The organism is Microbacterium telephonicum, from assembly GCF_003651225.1.
Classification (GTDB): domain Bacteria; phylum Actinomycetota; class Actinomycetes; order Actinomycetales; family Microbacteriaceae; genus Microbacterium; species Microbacterium telephonicum.
Genome location: NZ_RCDB01000001.1, coordinates 208,074 through 224,859, shown reverse-complemented (window position 1 = coordinate 224,859; position 16,786 = coordinate 208,074). Strand labels below are relative to the sequence as shown.

Genomic DNA, 16,786 nt, shown 5'->3' with positions numbered 1-16,786 from the left:
GAAACGTCGCGGATGCCGGCATCCGACGACGTTCTGCGTCATCTCGGCGGCGGTGTCAAACGGTGCCGGCGGGCGGCCAGAGGCCGAGGACGAGCGACATCACGAGCACGCTTGCGAGCTCGTTGCCGATCGTCAGCACCGTCAGCTGCGACGGACGCCCCTCGAACACGTCGTGCGTGATGACGCGCGCCGCGGTGAAGCCCGCCCACAGGGTGACACCGGTCACGAGCGCCGACCACAGATAGCCGCCGCCGTAGAAGTGCCAGGCGATCGCGACCGAACCGGCCAGCACCCACGCGGTGAGGAACGTCACGACCGCCGCCGTGATCAGCGGGATCGCGAAGTTCGGGTTCTCCTTCGGCTCGATGCGCGCGAGCCGCTGCCAACGCTCGACGAACAGCGCCTTCGAGTACCAGAGCGCACCGATCGCCATGCTCAGCACCGTCGCGATCAGCACGGCCCACAGGTTGATCTCGGGAATCATGGCCACCTCCGACGCCGAGCGTAGCGGCGCGGGACCCGGCCGCGCGCCCGGTCCGCCGGCATCCGGGTAGCGTCGGAGGATGAGCCTCGTCGTGACCGTGCCCACCGCCGAACTCGCCGCCGACCTGCAGCCCCTCCCCGACGGGGTCGAGGTGCTCGTCTGGGACATGGCGGATGCCGCACCCCGGCCGCGCATCGACATCGTCGTGCCGCCGTACATGTCACAGGGCAAGACCCTGCCGCGGCTGGCCGAGATCGAGGTGGGCCTCGTGCAGGGGCAGTCGATCGGCTACGAGGGCATCGACCGCATCCTGCCGCCGGGGCTCGTCTTCGCCAACGCGGCGACGGTGCACGAGACGTCGACGGCCGAGCTGGCGCTCGGGCTGACCTTGGCCGCGCAGCGCTACATCGCGCAGTCGGTGCGCAACCAGCTCGAGCACCGCTGGGAGGGCGCGTTCACGCAGAGCCTCGCCGACCGCCGCGTGCTGCTGCTGGGCTACGGCGGGGTCGGAAAGGCCGTCGCCGCACGGCTCGCGCCGTTCGAAGTCGAGGTGATCCCGGTCGCCTCGCGCGCCCGCATCGAGGACGGCGTCGCCGTGCACGGCGTGGACGAGCTGCCGCAGCTGCTGCCGAACGCCGAGATCGTCATCCTGACGCTGCCGGGCGGCGAGACGACGCGGCACATCATCGGCGACGCAGAACTCGCTGCGCTGCCCGACGGCGCGCTCGTGGTCAACGTCGGCCGCGGACCGCTCATCGACACCGACGCGCTCGTCGACCACGCGCGCCGCGGCCGCATCCGCGCCGCGCTCGACGTGACCGACCCGGAGCCGCTGCCCGCGGACCACCCGCTGTGGGACCTCGACGGCGTGCTCATCGTGCCGCATCTCGGCGGCGCGTCGTCGGCGATGAAGCCGCGCATCGCCGCGCTCGTGCGCCGCCAGATCGGGCACCTGCTCGAGGGCGACGCCCCCGAGAACATCGTCCTGCGCACCTGACGCCGGGCGCAGCATCCGCTCACCCGCTCCGCAGTCAGGAGTGGTGGGTTGCGCGGCGTGTGGGTCGCCGCTTCTGACGGGTGAGGGCTGGTCGCTCACCGCGATCCGCGCTCGGCAGTCAGAAGGGGTGGGCGCAGCGGCGCCGAGGCCGCCGGAAGTGACTGGTCAGGGGGTGTCGACGTCGGCGCCGGACCACAGGTCGTCGCACGGCACGGCGAGGGCGGCGTGCGCGGCGAGGTACGCCCCGGCGCCGCGGTCGCCCGACACGGATGCGGCGACCTCTGCCCAGTGCGACCGTCCGATGAGCACCGGATGCCCGGGATCGCCGCCGTAGGTCGCTCGGGCGAGTCCGTCGACGCCCGCCGGCGCGGCGGCCGCGATCACGCGGCGCACGGCGGATGCCGGCAGGCCCGGCACGTCGACCGGGACGACGACCGTGGACTCGGCATCCGTCGACGCCGCGGCGCCCAGGGCGGCGTGCAGGGTCGCGGCGAGACCGTCGGCCCACTCCGGCACGGGCACCACGACGACGTCGGCGATGTCGGCCGGCAGCAGGTCTGCGGCATCGGGTGCCGCGCCGAGCGCGACCAGCACGGGCGAGCAACCGGCGGATTGGAGCGTGCGCACCGCGCGGGTGAGCCAGGGCGTGCCGTCGGGGTCGCGGGCGAGGGCCTTCGGTCCCCCGTAGCGGCGTCCCGCGCCGGCGGCGAGGACGATCCCGCAGACCGGCGGCTCGTCGCCTCCCGTCACGACCACGCGGCGCGGTCGGATGCCGGCGCGGCGACATCGGTCGCGCCGGCACCGATCCCCCGGGCCGGAGCGGGCGGCGTCGGGGTGTGGATCGCGCCGCGACGGTGCGTCAGCCGCGCGCCCGAGGCGCCGTGCCGGTCGGCGACGATCTCGGCGAGGATCGACAGCGCCGTCTCCTCCGGAGAGCGCCCGCCGAGATCCAACCCGATCGGCGAGCGCAGCCGGGCGAGCGCGTGCTCCGCGACCCCGGCCGCGCGCAGGCGTGCGAGACGGTCGTCGTGGGTCGAGCGGCTGCCCATCGCGCCGACGTACCCGGCGGGCGACGCGAGCACGACCCGCAGCGCCGGGCCGTCGACGCGCGGGTCGTGACTGAGCACGCACACGGCGGTGCGCGCGTCGAGCGTCTGCGCGGCGAGCCATCGGTCGGGCCAGTCGACGACGACCTCGGCATCCGGAAAGCGCGCAGTCGTGGTGAACACGTCGCGCGGATCGACCACGACGACCCGCATCCCCATCGCCGCCCCCAGCCGCGAGAGGGCGACGGCGAACTCGACGGCGCCGACGATCACGAGCCGCGCCGGCGTTCCGAACGTCAGGATCAGCGCACCGTCCAACGGCTCGGGCTCGGCCGCGTCGAGCACGCGCCCGACGCCGAGCCCGGCCCCGAGCCCCGCCCCGCGCTCCGCCCCGAGCGAGAGCGCGAAGCGCGTCGGCACGCCCTCCCGCTCGCGTTCGGCGAGCAGGAGCAGATCACGGGCCGCGGGGCTCCCTGCGGCGACGGGGCGCACGAGCACCTCGACGGATCCGCCGCAGGTGAGCCCCACGGCGATGCCGTCGGCATCCGCGTAGCCGAACCGCTCGAGCGACGCGGCACCGGAGGCGAGCGCGTCGCCGCACCGTTCGTAGACGGTGCCCTCCACGCAGCCCCCCGAGACGTTGCCGGCGACCTCGCCGCGGTCGGACACCGCCATCGACGCGCCGATCTCTCGGGGCGCACTGCCGGCGACGGCGACGACCGTCGCGATTGCCACGTCACGACCCGCGCGCAGCCACTCGGCCGCGATCGGCAGGATCTCGCGCATCGGCACCTCCTCGTGCTCACGGTAGACCTCACGTGTTGCGGGACTGTTGCCTCGTCGTTAAGTCTACGCTTAATCACGCCACACGGCGCGTCGCGAAACACGGGCGAAACGGTGTTCTGTTTCACTCGTCGCACCCGGGAGGCAGGTCATGGACATCACCAGCGTGCAGACGTTCCGTCGCGCCGCGACGCGGGCCGACCTCGCCCTGACGCCGGGCGAGACGGTCATCGCGGGCGGCACGTGGCTCATGAGCGAGCCGCAGCCGACGACCACCGGATTCGTCGACCTCACGACCCTCGGCTGGCCCGACGTCGAGGTCGTCCCCGAGGGCCTGCGCGTCGGCGCGACGTGCACGATCGCCCGCCTGCTCGATTGGGCGCGCACCGAGGCACCCGCCGCGTGGCCGGCGACGGCGATCATCCCGGATGCCGCGAACGCCCTGCTCGCCTCGTTCAAGATCTGGAACACGGCGACCGTCGGCGGCAACGTCTGCCGCTCGTTCGCGGCCGGCGCGATGGTGTCGCTGTGCGTCGCCCTCGACGCCGTCGCCGAGATCTGGACGCCGGACGGCGGCGAGCGCCGCCAGGACGTCGCGGCGTTCGTGACCGGCAACGGCACCAACACCCTCGCGCCCGGCGAGGTGCTGCGCGCGCTCGTGCTCCCGACCCGCGCCCTCCGCTCCCGTGCCACGCTGCGCAAGATCGCCCTCGCCGAGCACGGCCGCTCGGGCGCCGTCGTCACGGGGCGCGCCGATGCCGACGGGTCGAGCGTGTTCACCGTGACCGCCGCGACCCTGCGGCCCACGGTGCTCCGCTTCGAGAGGCTTCCGGATGCCGGCACCCTCGCCGACGCGGTGGGGACGGCCTCCGGGTACTACAGCGATCCCCTCGGCGCGGCGGACTGGCGCCGCGGCGTGTCGATCGAGCTCGCGGAGCGCATCAGGACCGAACTCGCGGAGCGCAGCAGGACGGAGCCGGCAGCATGAGGTTCGAGGTCGACGGCGCCGCGGTCGAGGCGGAGCCGCGCGCAGGCCAGTGCCTGCGGACGCTGCTGCGCGAGACCGGGCACACGAGCGTCAAGAAGGGGTGCGACGCGGGCGACTGCGGCGCCTGCGGGGTGCTGCTGGACGGCGAGCCGGTGCACTCGTGCCTCATCCCCGCGGTGCGGATGGACGGGCGCGCGGTGACGACGGCGGCCGGCCTCGCCCCGGGCGACGACCTGCATCCGGTGCAGCGGGCGCTCGCGGACGGCTTCGGGTTCCAGTGCGGGTTCTGCACGCCCGGCATGAGCGTGACCGCCTCGACCCTCACGTGCGACGACCTGCCCGATCTCGACCGGCGGATGAAAGGCAATCTCTGTCGCTGCACGGGGTACCGGCCGATCCGCGAGGCGATCACCGAGGCGGTGCTCGGCCCGGTGCGCGAGACCGGCGGCGGCCCCGCCGAGCGACCCGAGCGACCCGAGCGCCCCGAGCGCCCCGAGCCGACCGTGGGCCGCTCGGCCCGACCCGAGGCGGCGGAGCGCATCGTGCAGGGCCGCGAGCCGTTCACCTTCGACCTGCCACCGGGCCATCCCGCCGCCGACGCCCTCGTGCTGCGGGTCGCGACCAGTCCGCACGCGCACGCGCGCATCACCGCGATCGACGCGGATGCCGCACGCGCGGTCCCGGGCGTGGTCGCGGTGTTCACGCACGCCGACGTGCCCGACATCCGGTACTCGACGGCCCGGCACGAGCACCGGGAGGACGACCCCGACGACACGCGCATGCTCGACGACGTCGTGCGCCACGTCGGTCAGCGGGTCGCGGCCGTCGTCGCCGAGACGGCCGAGGCCGCCGACGCCGCGGTGCGTGCGCTGCGCGTCGACTACGACGTGCTGCCGGCGGTGTTCGACCCCGACGCGGCCCGGACGCCCGGAGCACCGCTGCTGCACCCCGACCGCACCCCCGCCGAGCGCGTCGACCAGGCGCACCGCAACGTCGTCGCCGCGGTGCACGAGCGGCACGGCGACGTCGACGCGGCCCTCGCCGCATCCGCGGTCACGGTGTCGGGCACCTGGACCACGTCTCGTGTCACCCACGCGCAGCTCGAGACGCACGGCTCGCTCGGGTGGCTCGACGACGAGGGGCGCCTCGTGCTGCGCTCGTCGACGCAGGTGCCTTTCCTCGCCCGCGACGAGATCGCACGGCTGTTCGAGCTCGACCGTGACCGCGTGCGCGTGCACGCGGCCCGCCTGGGCGGCGGGTTCGGCGGCAAGCAGGAGATCTTCACGGAAGACCTCGTGGCCCTCGCGGTGCTGCGCACCGGTCGCCCGGTGGCCTACGAGTTCTCGCGCACCGACGAGTTCGTGCGCGCCGCGGTGCGGCATCCGATGCGCGTCGCCGTCGAGCTCGGCGCCGACGCCGACGGACGCCTCACGGCGCTGCGCGTCGACCTGCTGAGCGACACCGGCGCCTACGGCAACCACTCCCGCGGGGTCATGTTCCACGCCCTCGCCGAATCGACGACGATCTACCGCGTGCCGGCGAAGCAGCTCGACGCGGAGGTCGTCTACACGAACAACGTGCCCTCGGGGGCGTTCCGCGGCTACGGGCTCGGCCAGGTGATCCTCGGGGTCGAATCGGCCATGGACATGCTCGCCGAGCGACTCGGCATCGATCCCTTCGACCTGCGCCGCCGCAACGCCGTGCGCGAGGGCGACCCGCTGCATCCGGACGCCGACCCGTACGAAGACGACCTCGTGTGGGGCAGCTACGGGCTCGACCAGTGCCTCGACCTCGCACAGGACGCGCTGCGGCGCGGCAACGGGGTCGACGCACCCGCAGGGTGGCTCGTGGGCGAGGGCATGGCGGCGGCGATGATCGCGACGATGGCCCCGTTCGGCCACATCGCGCACACGACGGCGACCCTGCGTCCCGACGGCACCTACCTGCTGCGGGCCGGCACCGCCGAGTTCGGCAACGGCACCACGACCGTGCTGCGCCAGATCGCCGCGACCGACCTCGCCGTGCCGTTCGACCGGCTGGAGCTGTGGCATGCCGACACGGATGCCGTCGCCCACGACACCGGCGCGTTCGCGTCGGCGGGCATCACCGTCGCGGGCAAGGCGTTGCACGCGGCATGCCTGGCGCTGCGGCGCCGGATGGTCGACCGCGCCGCCGAGCTGACGGCATCCGACCCGCACTCGGCCGTGCTCACCGCCGACGGCGTCGTCACCCCGGTGCGCACCGTTGGCTTCGCCGAGCTCGCGGCGCACGGCGAGCTCACCGCCGACGGCAGCGAGCTGGGCGAGCGGCGCTCGCTCGCCTTCAACGTGCACGCCGTGCGCGTCGCGGTGGAACCGTCGACCGGAACGGTGCGCATCCTGCAGTCGGTGCAGTCGGCCGACGCCGGCTTCGTCATGAACCCGGCCCAGTGCCGCGGTCAGATCGAGGGCGGCGCCGCGCAGGGCATCGGCTCGGCGCTGTACGAAGAGGTGATGACGGATGCCGGCGGCAAAGTCACGACGCCGGTGTTCCGCCTCTATCGCGTGCCGCAGTTCGCCGACGTCCCCGTCACCGAGGTGTACTTCGCCGACACGAGCGACGACCTCGGCCCGTTCGGCGCGAAGTCGATGAGCGAGTCGCCGTACAACCCCGTCGCCCCTGCGATCGGCAACGCCATCGCCCGCGCCCTCGGTGAGCGACCGTTCGCCCAGCCATTCTCCCGCGATCGGGTGTGGCGGCTGACCCGTCACATCACCGAAACACGGCGGTGAGTTAACCGGAAACTTAAGACGGTTAGCGTCGGCTCACAGCACCCGCGCACCCGCGCGTCCACGGCGCCGCGAGGCGCAGCACAAGGAGACCCGATGCACACCACCCGCTCCACCCGCCGCCGCGGGGCCGCGATCGTCGCGATCGCCGCCGCGGCCGCGCTGACCTTCAGCGCCTGTTCCTCCTCCACCACTCCCACCGCCGCCGAGTCCGGCGCCGCCGAGGGCGCCTCGTACGGCGACATCAGCGTGCAGTACTCCTGGATCAAGAACGAGGAGTTCGCCGGCGAGTTCTACGCCTACGACGAGGGCTACTACGACGAGGCCGGCTTCGGCACCGTCACCGGCATCGCCGGCCCCGACACGGGAGTGGCCAAGCTCCTGTCCGGAACGGTGCAGGTCGCCCTCAGCGACGCCGCATCGATCGGCGCGGCCGTGGCCGAGCAGGATGCCCCGCTGAAGATCATCGGCGCGACGTTCCAGAAGAACCCGTTCACGATCGTCTCGCTCGCCGACGGCGCGAACATCGCGACGCCCGAAGACCTCAAGGGCAAGAAGATCGGCGTGCAGGACTCCAACGCCTCGGTGTTCGCCGCCCTGCTGGCCGCCAACGACATCGACGCGAGCGAGCTCACGATCGTCCCGGTCGACTTCGACCCGACCCCGCTCATGAACGGCGAGGTCGACGGCTTCATGGCGTACCTGACGAACGAGGCGATCACCGTCGAGATGGCCGGCTACCCGGTCACCAACCTCGCCTACGCCGAGAACGGCGTGCCCTACGTCGCCGAGACCTTCTCGGTCACCGACCAGTACCTCGCCGAGAACAAGGACCTGCTGAAGGCCTTCCTCATCGCCGAGATCAAGGGCTGGACGCACACCTTCACCGACCCGATCGACGAGATCGTCACGAAGGTGACCGAGCACTACAACGAGTCGGCGGCCGCCGGCGACCTCACCTTCGGCGACCTCGACCCCGCCAAGGTGAAGGCCGGCATCGAGGCGCAGGCGAAGCTCATCTCCACCGAGGAGACCGAGGCGAACGGCCTGTTCACGATCTCGGACGAGCTCAAGGACCAGACCCTCGCGTCGCTGAAGGCGGCTGGGTGGGACCTGTCGGCCGACCAGCTGTTCGACACGACGATCATCGACGAGATCTACGCCGAGAACCCCGACCTGGTGAACTACCTCCCCTGATCCGGACCTCATGTCGAACCTGACCCACACGGATGCCGGTGCCCCGGTGCCTCCCCACGGGGGCACCGGCGGTACCGGTATCCACATCACCGGCCTCTCCAAGACCTTCGCGCTGCGCGGCGGCTCGTCGCTGACTGCGCTGCAGGACACCGACCTGCACACCGAGAAGGGCTCCTTCCTCGCCCTCCTCGGCCCCTCGGGCTGCGGCAAGTCGACGATCCTGCGCATCCTCGCCTCGCTCGAGCGCCCCTCCAGCGGCGTCGCGCTCGTCGACGGCGAGACCCCCGACCAGCTGCGCGCGAACAGCGAGCTGGGCATCGCCTTCCAGGACCACGCCCTGCTGCCGTGGCGCAGCGTGCGCAGGAACATCGAGCTGCCGTTCGAGGTGGCCGGCAAGAGCGTCGACAAGGCCTACGTCGACGAGCTCATCGGCCTCGTCGGCCTGAAGGACTTCGCGAACGCGAAGCCGGCGCAGCTGTCGGGCGGCATGCGCCAGCGCGCCTCCATCGCCCGCGCCCTCGTGCTCAAGCCGTCCGTGCTCCTGCTCGACGAGCCCTTCGGCGCGCTCGATGACATGACCCGGCAGAACCTCAACCTCGAGCTGCTGCGCATCTGGACAGAGAAGCCCGCCACGACCCTGCTCGTCACCCACGGGATCAGCGAGGCGATCTTCCTCGCCGACCGCGTGGCCGTCATGTCGCCGCGCCCCGGCCGCGTCAAGCAGATCATCGAGATCGACCTGCCGCGCCCGCGCACGCCCGACATCATGCGCTCCCCCGAATTCCACGCCTACGTCGACCAGGCATCCGAGCTGCTGTTCGGCTCGGACGGGCGGGCCGAAGCGGAGGCGTGATGACCGGCACCCGCATCCCGGGCTGGCTCGCCGGCCTCATCGGCGGCGCCGTGCTGATCCTCGCGTGGTGGATCTTCTCGATCGTCGCCTTCCCGCAGCAGGACGGCACCTCGTTCACCCCCGTGCCCTCGCCCGGCGCCGTCGTCGACTGGCTTTTCGTGCAGGGCAACATCGCGGGCGCGTGGAGCGTGTTCGCCCCGACGCTCGCAGCCGCGGGCATCGGCTATCTCTGGGGCAACGGCATCGCGCTGCTGCTGGCGACGGTCGTGCTGCTGTTCCCGAAGGCCGAGACGGTCATCACGCAGATCGCGGTGGTCAGCTACTGCCTGCCGATCGTCGCGGTCGGCGGCATCTCGGTCGTCGTGCTCGGCGGCGCGAAGAACCCGGGCGACCCGTCGGCGACGGCGATCTTCCTCGCCGCGCTGGTGTGCGTGTTCACCACCGTGGTCGGCTCGATCCTCGGGTTCAAGGCGGCCGACCGCTCCGCCCTCGACGTCGTGCGCGTCTACGGCGGCGGCCGGTGGACGCAGCTGCGCAAGGTGCGCCTCATCGCCGCGCTGCCGGCGATCCTCAACGCGTTGCAGATCGCGGTGCCCACCGCGTTCCTCGGCGCCGTGCTCGGCGAGTACCTCGGCGCGATCACCGCCGGGGTCGGGCCCACCCTCATCCGCCTGCAGGGGCAGCTCGACTCGGCCGGCGTGTGGTCGGTGTTCCTGCTGTGCGCCGTGTTCGCCCTCGCCGCCTACGGCATCGTGGGCCTGCTCATCCGACTCGTGACGCCCTGGGTGGCGGGGAGGGCCGTCTGATGGCCGACAACGACACCGTCGACGTGCTGCAACCGCCGGCGCAGCCCACCGCGAAGATCGCCCTCGAGGCGGATGCCGCCGCGCTCGCGCGCCTGCGCGCCGACCGACGTCGGGCCGTCGCGCGTTCGTTCGGGCGCTCGCTCGGCAACGCCCTCATCACGATCGTCGTGCTGCTGGCGCTGTGGCAGGCGGTCGTGAGCTTCACCGGCATCTCTCCCTACGTCGCGAAGGGGCCGCTCGACGTCTTCGCCTTCCTCTTCACCGACGAGGATGCCGCCGCCCACCGCGACCAGCTCTTCCCGCTGCTCGGGCAGACCCTCGTCGACTCGGTGATCGGCTTCGCCGTCGGCATGGTCGTCGCGATCGTGCTGGCCGTGCTGTTCAGCCTGTCCAAGGCCGTCGAGGCCGGGGTCATGCCGCTCGTGCTGCTGCTGCGCACGATCCCGCTCGTCTCGATCGCCCCGGTCATCATCCTCATCACGGGCCGCGGGACGACGGCATCCGTCGCCGTCATCGGCACCGTCGTGGTGCTGTTCCCGGCGCTCGCGAACGTGCTGTTCGGCCTGAGCCGTGCGAGCCGGCAGAGCCTGGACGTCGTGCACGTGTTCGGCGGCAGTCGCTTCATGGCCCTGCGCAAGGTCAACATCCCGGGGGCGCTGCCGTCGGTGTTCGCGGCGATGCGCGTGTCGGTTCCCTCGGCGGTCACCGGCGCCCTGCTCGCCGAGTGGCTCTCGACCGGCGCCGGCATCGGCGGCGCGATCTTGAAGTTCAACGCGCAGGCGCAGTTCGCGCAGCTGTGGGGCGCGATCGCGCTCATCACGCTCATCACGCTCGTGCTCTACAACATCGTGCAGATCCTCGAGAACGTCGTGCTGGCCCGCATGGGCATGGCCGTCTCGATCGCCTGAGCCCGGCGCGTTTCGACTCGTCGCTGCGCTCCTCACTCAACGCCCGGAACGCGTCGCGAGCCCCTTTCAGCGAGACCCGCGTTTCGCACCGAGACCCTACGGTTTTTCACCGGGTCTCGGTGCGAGACCGCGGTCTCGACGGAGAGACGCGCGCCGCCCCGCCCCCGGTCGTTGAGCGAGCGCAGCGAGTCGAAACGCCCGACCCCCGCGCGTCAGTGCGGGTGGCCGCGGAGCGGGATGAGGGCGGCGGGCAGCTCGTGCACCTTCGCCGACGCCTCGGCGGCGAGCGGGTTCGTCGAGACCCCGCGGTCGCTGACGAGCCGGCCGCCGACGTACACGGCCTCGAGGTTGCGGGGGCTCATCGCGAGCACGTACGAGCGCACCGGGTGCCACAGCGGCCCGACGTCCGGCATCCGCGGGTCGACGACGACGAAGTCGGCGAACTTGCCGACTTCGAGCGATCCGACCCGGTCGTCGACGCCCATGATCTCGGCGCCGCCGAGCGTGTGCAGGCGCAGCATGAGCTCGGGCATCATCGCCGCCGGATCCTTGAGCCGCGCCCGCTGCATGTAGATGCCCATGCGCATGTTCTGCCACGGATCCGACACGTCGGTGCAGGCCTGGTCGTCGAGGCCGACGCCGACCTTCATGCCCATCTCGAGCATCTCCGGCACGAGGGCGGTGCCCGAGGCGAGGCGCCCGTTGGATGCCGGCTGCCACGACATCGACGCCCCGCCGGCGACGGCGCGCTCGATGATCTCGGGTGTCGTCTGGATGAAGTGGCCGAACATCAGCCCGAGTCCGAGCGCGCCGGCGTCCTCGTACAGCGCGAACTTCGACTGCTGGTGCTCGATCGCCTCGGGCGACTCGAGGAAATGGGCCTGGTTCGTCACCCCGTGGCGGCGCATGGCCTCGACCTCGAACTCGGCCGCCTCGGGGTGCGGTGACCACTGCACCTGGCCCATGATCGACGCGCCCAGCGCGTAGTCGGGGTCGAACGTGCGCGTGTGGGCGACCTCGGCGGCGAAGCGCGCGAACACCTCGTCGGCACTGCCGGCGGTCACGTCCATGCCCGACGCGTCGACGAAGCGGATGCCGGCATCCCGCGTGCCGTCTGCCTGCCGGTAGTGGTAGTCGAGGCCGCGCAGCGGCGCATCGCCCACGCGCTTGCCGTCGACCATCGACTCCCACGACTGCAACGGGTCGGTGAAGTTGTACGCCGTGGTCACGCCGTTGCCGAGGAAGTCGAGGGACCCGTGCAGGGTCGACCAGTACATCTGCTCGGGCGTCATGTGGCGCGTGGTGCCGAGCATCGCGTCGCACCAGCCGTAGAGGGTGTCGGCGACGCCGAGTCCGCGCAGTCCCGACGTGAACAGGTGCGAGTGGCTGGAGACGAAGCCGGGCGCGACGAACTTGCCGGCGGCGTCGAGCGTGTCGTCGGCGCCGACGGATGCCGTCACGTCGGCCGGCGGCTCCCCCGACCCGAGCGCCGCGATGCGTCCGTCGTCGCCGACCAGCATCCAGCCGTCTTCGACGTAGCCGGGATCGGTCGTGCCGGCGGGGACGGTGATGAGGCGCGCATGGACGACGAGGAGCGACATGCTCAGCAGGCTATGCCGCGCATGTTTCCGCGCCGTCACGCCGCGGCGACGATCGTTGTTCAGTCGGGACTTAACGCGCAGGCTCGGCCGCGAGGTGCAGCACCGACTCGGCCAGGGCACGGATGCCGTGGGCCACATCGCCCGCCGACACCGCCTCGTCGGGGTGGTGACTGACGCCGTCGGGATTGCGCAGGAACAGCATCCCGACGTCGGCGATCGCGCCGAGCGCCATGCCGTCGTGGCCCGCGCGGCTGAAGATGACGGGCGGCTCCTCGCGCCGCGACGGCAGGGTCTGCGTGATGCCGGCGCGCAGCACATCCTGCAGCAGCGGTGCGCAGAACACCGCGGGCGCGGCGTGCACCTCGCGGGACCGCCACCGCAGACCGCGCCGGCCCATGATCGCGTCGAGCTCCTGCGACAGCGACCCCCACACGCGGTCGCGCTCACCGTCGAACTCGCCCCGCAGGTCGAGCGAGAACCGCACCTCGCCGGGGATGACGTTCACCGCGCCGGGGAACGCCTCGAAGCGCCCCACGGTGCCGATGATGTGGTGCTCGGCGGCGCAGATCCGCTCGACGGCGAGCGCCGCCTCGCTCGCGCCCAGCAGCGCGTCGCGGCGCATGTCGTAAGGGGTGCCGCCGGCGTGACGCGCCTCACCCTCGACGACGAGCTGGAAGCGTCGTGCCGACGCGATCGACGAGACCACGGCGAGCGGCTCGGCGGCGCGGTCGAGCTCGGGACCCTGCTCGATGTGCGCCTCGAGGTAGGCGACGATCTCGTCGGGACGTCGCGCGGCCTCGCCGATGCGTCCCGGGTCGAGTCCGAACTCGAGGAAGGCGCGGTGCAGCGTCGTGCCGTCGGCATCCGTCAGATCCCACCAGGCGGGCTCCCACGTGCCGGCGACCGCCGACGACCCCAGCAGCGCCTTGCCGAACCGGGTGCCCTCCTCGTCGGAGAAGGCGACGATCTCGATCGCGAACGGCAGCCCGCTCGTCCACCTTTCGGATGCCGCATCCGGCATACGCAGCAGTCGGACGATCTCGAGCGCCATCAGCACGCCCACGATGCCGTCGTAGCGTCCCGCGTCGAGCACCGTGTCGAGGTGCGATCCGAGCAGGAGCGCGGGACCGCGGTGCCCGCCGGCGCGCTGGTCGATGCGCGACGACCCGGCCGGCTCGAGGCGGCCGACCTGGTTGCCGGCGGCGTCCTGCCAGGTGCGCATGCCGAGTTCCCGCATCCACTCGGCCGCGAGGCGGTTGACGCGCGCGTGCTCGGGCGAGAGGTAGACGCGCTCGATGCGCCCCGACGTCGCGGTGACCCGGGCGAGCTCGTCGCACCGCGCCATCACCCGGCGCGCCGCCGCCGCGATCTGGTCGGGCGAGGCGTGCAGCAGCGGCGCGCGACTCACGCCGCCGCCCGGTACGCAGCCCGGTACACATCCAGGGCCGCCTCGACGCCGCCGCCCGCGGGAACGGCGGCCCCGAAGCGGCGCAGCACCGCCTCGAGGGCGGCGAGCGTGGTCAGCACGGCGTCCTTGCGCGCGTTGTAGCCCATCGTCCCGATGCGCCACACGCGTCCGTGCAGCGGCCCGAACGACGTGCCGATCTCGATGCCGAAGTCCTCCAGGAGCGCCGCGCGGGCCGCATCCCCGGGCACGCCCGGCGGGATCTCGACGGCGACGACGTTGTTCATCTTGTGGGCGACGTCGCCGAAGACCTGCAGGCCGAGCGCCCGCACGCCGTCGAGCATCGCGCGGCCGGCGAGCTCGTGCCGGGCGATGACCTCGTCGCGTCCCTCGAACATCATCACGCGCGCGCACTCGCGCGCCGCGTACAGCATCGAGGTCGCCTCGGTGTGATGGTTCAACCGTCGCGGGCCCCAGTAGTCGAGGATCATGCCGAGGTCGAAGTAGTTGGACCGCACGAAGTCGGGCGCCGACGGGTCGCCGGGTTCGCGGATGCCGGCCTCGATCTTCTTGCGCGCCTGCACGACCTCGACCGCCCGGTCCGAGAGCGTGATCGGCGACGACCCGCTGGGGCCGCCGAGGCACTTCTGCAGTCCGGCGGTCGCGGCATCCAGCCCCCACGCGTCGGCCTCGAACGCGTTGCCCCCCAACGACGCGGTCGCATCGGTGTAGAACAGCACGCCGTGGCGCGCGCAGAGGGTGCCGATCTCGTCGAGCGGCTGGTTCATCGTCGTCGACGTGTCGCCCTGCACGAGGGCGAGCAGCGTCGGCTTCACGCGCACGATCGCCTCCTCGATGACGGATGCCGGGAACACCTGGCCCCACTCCGTCTCGATCGTGTGCACCTCGGCGAGCGCGCGCTCGGCGATCTCGGCGAGCAGATGCCCGAAGCGTCCGAACACAGGGACGAGCACGCGGTCGCCGGGGCGCACGAGCGAGACGATCGCGGCCTCGATGCCGGCGCGGGAGGTGCCGTCGACGAGCAGGGTCGCGTCGTTGCGCGTGTTCCAGACGCCGCGGTAGAGCTCCTGCGTCTCGGTCATCGCTTCCGTCATGAACGGGTCGTACTGGCCGACCAACGGGGCCGACATGGCGCGCAGCACGCTCGGGTAGGCGGAGATGGGACCCGGTCCCATCAGCAGTCGGGCGGGCGGGTCGATGGGGCCGGGGATCATGGCGCATCCGTTTCGTCGAGCAGGTGGTGCAGGCGCCGCGCGAGGCGCACGAGGGCGATGTCGGTTCCGGCGCGCGAGACGAGGCACACGCCCACCGGAGCGGGGCCGAGCGCCGACGGGACGGTCAGCAGCGGCACCGAGACGGCGGGGAATCCGGCGATGGCGGCGGGCGTCGTCATCCGCAGTGTCGCCTGCCGCACGGCGTCGACCCGCTCGCCCCGCGCGGTGCGCATCGGCGCGGGGCCGGGGACGGTGGGCATGATCAGCACGCGGTCCTGCACGAGCAGTTCGAGTTCCTCGCGCAGCGGCGCGAGCGCGTCACGGGCGGCGGTCTCCTGAGCGGCGGTCACACCGGCCGCGAAGCGGAACCGCTCCGCGACGGCGGGGCCGACGGCGCCCGGGTGCGACCGCAGCCAGTCGCCGTTGTTGCGCCACGCCTCCGCGGCCTGCACGAGCCGGAACGGCTCGTAGTAGGCGCCGAGGTCGCCGATCGACACCCGCGCGACGGCCGTCGGCCCATCGGATGCGGCGAGGCGGCTCAGCAGCAGATCGAACGCGTCCCGGGTCGCCGGTTCGACGGCATCCATCACTTCGTCGGGGACGACGAAGTGCCACGGCAGGTCTTCGCCGGAGGCGCCGAAGACGCTCTCCGTCGACTCCGAGCCGTCGTAGCTGAGGCACCAGTCGACGACCCGCTGCAGCGTCTGTCCGTCGCGGGTGAGCCAGCCGACGGTGTCGAAGCTCTGTGCAAGGGGCAGCATCCCCTGGCGCGGCACGAGGTCGTGCGTGGTGCGCAGACCCCACAGGCCCTGGTACGACGCGGGCACCCGCACCGAGCCGGCGGTGTCGGTGGCGAGGGCGACGTCGGCCTGGCCCGTCGCGACGGCGGATGCCGGTCCGCTCGACGATCCGCCGGGCAGGGCGCCCGGCAGCGCACCGTTGGGCGGGGTGCCGTAGTGCGCATTGTCGCCGGCGATCGAGTACGCGAACTCGTCGGTGCGCGCGATGCCCCGCAGCGACGCGCCGCCGCGGAGCAGGTCGGTGACGGCGGGCGCGCTCGTGGTCTCGGGGCGGGCGCTGTCGAGGAAGGCGGGGTTTCCCGCGCCGATGCGGTAGCCCTTGATCGCGAACAGGTCCTTGACCGCGACGGTCAGTCCGCGCAGCGGCCCCTCCCAGGCGCCCTGCCACAGCGGGTCGCCGACCGTGCGCCACACGGTGCGGTCGAGCGCCTGCGCGCGGGGCGTGACGTGGGCCGCCGTGATGAGCCACCGTCCGTCGAGACGCTGCCACACCTGGGTCTGCAGGCCCGTTCCGCCGCCGACGAACCGCGACACCGAGACGAGCAGGGCGACGTCGTCGCCGAGGGGGCGGTACTCGATCCGCTCGATCGTGCGGGGCGGCACCCCGCCGCGCACGCCGCGGAACGCGCTGATCGCGTCGTGCCCGACGAGCAGTCCGGCACCGTCCCCGCGGAGCGTGTCCGCTCCCGGTGCGAATGCCGCATCCAGCGCATCGAGGTCGTTGGCCAGGATCGCGCGCTCGTAGGCCTCGAACGCCGCGAGCAGGTCTGCGGGGATCTCGTCGGCGCTCACGCGCGGCTCCCTTCGCTCGGGTGTTCACAACTCCGGATAACCGGTCGGCGGCGGGCGCGGGTAACGCTTTCGGGACGGTTTGCCGCCTGGATCTCCGGAGTTGCGAACACCGAGGGGCGGCCG

The 16,786-nt window shown here is 72.6% G+C and carries 14 protein-coding genes; 7 read left to right on the top strand and 7 right to left on the bottom strand.

Annotation, left to right across the window (positions count from 1 at the left end):
• Positions 1-55 precede the first annotated feature (55 nt).
• Positions 56-484: a DUF1761 domain-containing protein gene (locus C7474_RS01175; RefSeq protein ID WP_121056905.1), complete on the bottom strand. Its 429-nt coding sequence runs from the start codon at positions 482-484 to the stop codon at positions 56-58.
• Positions 485-563: 79 nt separating this feature from the next.
• Between C7474_RS01175 and C7474_RS01170 the strand changes: the two genes are divergently transcribed.
• Entirely contained in the window at positions 564-1,481 is a 918-nt protein-coding gene (locus C7474_RS01170; protein ID WP_121056903.1) for a 2-hydroxyacid dehydrogenase, read from the top strand.
• A 165-nt stretch (positions 1,482-1,646) separates the two neighbouring features.
• Here the strand turns inward: C7474_RS01170 and C7474_RS01165 are convergent, their stop codons facing one another.
• Both C7474_RS01165 and C7474_RS01160 read right to left on the bottom strand, forming a co-directional pair.
• On the bottom strand, positions 1,647-2,237 hold the full coding sequence (locus C7474_RS01165; protein WP_241965040.1) for a nucleotidyltransferase family protein: 591 nt from the start codon (positions 2,235-2,237) through the stop codon (positions 1,647-1,649).
• Positions 2,228-3,313, bottom strand: coding sequence for an XdhC family protein (locus C7474_RS01160; protein WP_121056901.1), 1,086 nt, complete (start codon positions 3,311-3,313; stop codon positions 2,228-2,230). Before C7474_RS01160 ends, C7474_RS01165 begins: the two co-directional genes overlap by 10 nt.
• Positions 3,314-3,461: 148 nt before the next feature.
• Between C7474_RS01160 and C7474_RS01155 the strand changes: the two genes are divergently transcribed.
• From C7474_RS01155 to C7474_RS01130, 6 genes are all read left to right on the top strand, one after another.
• Entirely contained in the window at positions 3,462-4,298 is an 837-nt protein-coding gene (locus tag C7474_RS01155; protein WP_121056899.1) for an FAD binding domain-containing protein, read from the top strand.
• Positions 4,295-7,069, top strand: a complete 2,775-nt coding sequence (locus C7474_RS01150; protein WP_121056897.1) for a molybdopterin-dependent oxidoreductase — start codon at positions 4,295-4,297, stop codon at positions 7,067-7,069. Before C7474_RS01155 ends, C7474_RS01150 begins: the two co-directional genes overlap by 4 nt.
• 93 nt (positions 7,070-7,162) lie before the next feature.
• Entirely contained in the window at positions 7,163-8,263 is a 1,101-nt protein-coding gene (locus tag C7474_RS01145) for an ABC transporter substrate-binding protein (RefSeq protein ID WP_121056895.1), read from the top strand.
• Between the two features lie 10 nt (positions 8,264-8,273).
• Positions 8,274-9,116 (top strand): ABC transporter ATP-binding protein, encoded by an 843-nt coding sequence (locus tag C7474_RS01140; RefSeq protein WP_121056893.1) that lies wholly within the window; start codon positions 8,274-8,276, stop codon positions 9,114-9,116.
• On the top strand, positions 9,116-9,922 hold the full coding sequence (locus C7474_RS01135) for an ABC transporter permease (RefSeq protein WP_121056891.1): 807 nt from the start codon (positions 9,116-9,118) through the stop codon (positions 9,920-9,922). Before C7474_RS01140 ends, C7474_RS01135 begins: the two co-directional genes overlap by 1 nt.
• A complete protein-coding gene (locus C7474_RS01130) occupies positions 9,922-10,830 on the top strand; it encodes an ABC transporter permease (protein WP_121056889.1) in 909 nt (302 codons plus the stop codon). Before C7474_RS01135 ends, C7474_RS01130 begins: the two co-directional genes overlap by 1 nt.
• Positions 10,831-11,042: 212 nt before the next feature.
• Here C7474_RS01130 and C7474_RS01125 read toward each other — a convergent pair whose 3' ends face one another.
• The 4 genes from C7474_RS01125 to C7474_RS01110 form a co-directional block, all read right to left on the bottom strand.
• Complete coding sequence (locus tag C7474_RS01125; RefSeq protein WP_121056887.1) at positions 11,043-12,431, bottom strand: amidohydrolase family protein; 1,389 nt, start codon at positions 12,429-12,431, stop codon at positions 11,043-11,045.
• Between the two features lie 70 nt (positions 12,432-12,501).
• Entirely contained in the window at positions 12,502-13,839 is a 1,338-nt protein-coding gene (locus C7474_RS01120; protein ID WP_121056885.1) for a Zn-dependent hydrolase, read from the bottom strand.
• The gene (locus tag C7474_RS01115) at positions 13,836-15,071 is read right to left on the bottom strand and encodes a pyridoxal-phosphate-dependent aminotransferase family protein (protein WP_121056883.1); all 1,236 of its coding nucleotides are present in this window, start codon (positions 15,069-15,071) and stop codon (positions 13,836-13,838) included. Before C7474_RS01115 ends, C7474_RS01120 begins: the two co-directional genes overlap by 4 nt.
• A complete protein-coding gene (locus tag C7474_RS01110) occupies positions 15,068-16,663 on the bottom strand; it encodes an AtzH-like domain-containing protein (protein WP_241965039.1) in 1,596 nt (531 codons plus the stop codon). The genes C7474_RS01115 and C7474_RS01110 overlap by 4 nt, the downstream gene beginning before the upstream one ends.
• Positions 16,664-16,786: the final 123 nt, after the last annotated feature.

Coding starts and splice junctions, on each gene's coding strand:
- C7474_RS01175 (WP_121056905.1), bottom strand. CDS start 484: ATGATTCCCGAGATCAACCTGTGGGCCGTGCTGATCGCGACGGTGCTG.
- C7474_RS01170 (WP_121056903.1), top strand. CDS start 564: ATGAGCCTCGTCGTGACCGTGCCCACCGCCGAACTCGCCGCCGACCTG.
- C7474_RS01160 (WP_121056901.1), bottom strand. CDS start 3,313: ATGCGCGAGATCCTGCCGATCGCGGCCGAGTGGCTGCGCGCGGGTCGT.
- C7474_RS01155 (WP_121056899.1), top strand. CDS start 3,462: ATGGACATCACCAGCGTGCAGACGTTCCGTCGCGCCGCGACGCGGGCC.
- C7474_RS01150 (WP_121056897.1), top strand. CDS start 4,295: ATGAGGTTCGAGGTCGACGGCGCCGCGGTCGAGGCGGAGCCGCGCGCA.
- C7474_RS01145 (WP_121056895.1), top strand. CDS start 7,163: ATGCACACCACCCGCTCCACCCGCCGCCGCGGGGCCGCGATCGTCGCG.
- C7474_RS01140 (WP_121056893.1), top strand. CDS start 8,274: ATGTCGAACCTGACCCACACGGATGCCGGTGCCCCGGTGCCTCCCCAC.
- C7474_RS01135 (WP_121056891.1), top strand. CDS start 9,116: ATGACCGGCACCCGCATCCCGGGCTGGCTCGCCGGCCTCATCGGCGGC.
- C7474_RS01130 (WP_121056889.1), top strand. CDS start 9,922: ATGGCCGACAACGACACCGTCGACGTGCTGCAACCGCCGGCGCAGCCC.
- C7474_RS01125 (WP_121056887.1), bottom strand. CDS start 12,431: ATGTCGCTCCTCGTCGTCCATGCGCGCCTCATCACCGTCCCCGCCGGC.
- C7474_RS01115 (WP_121056883.1), bottom strand. CDS start 15,071: ATGATCCCCGGCCCCATCGACCCGCCCGCCCGACTGCTGATGGGACCG.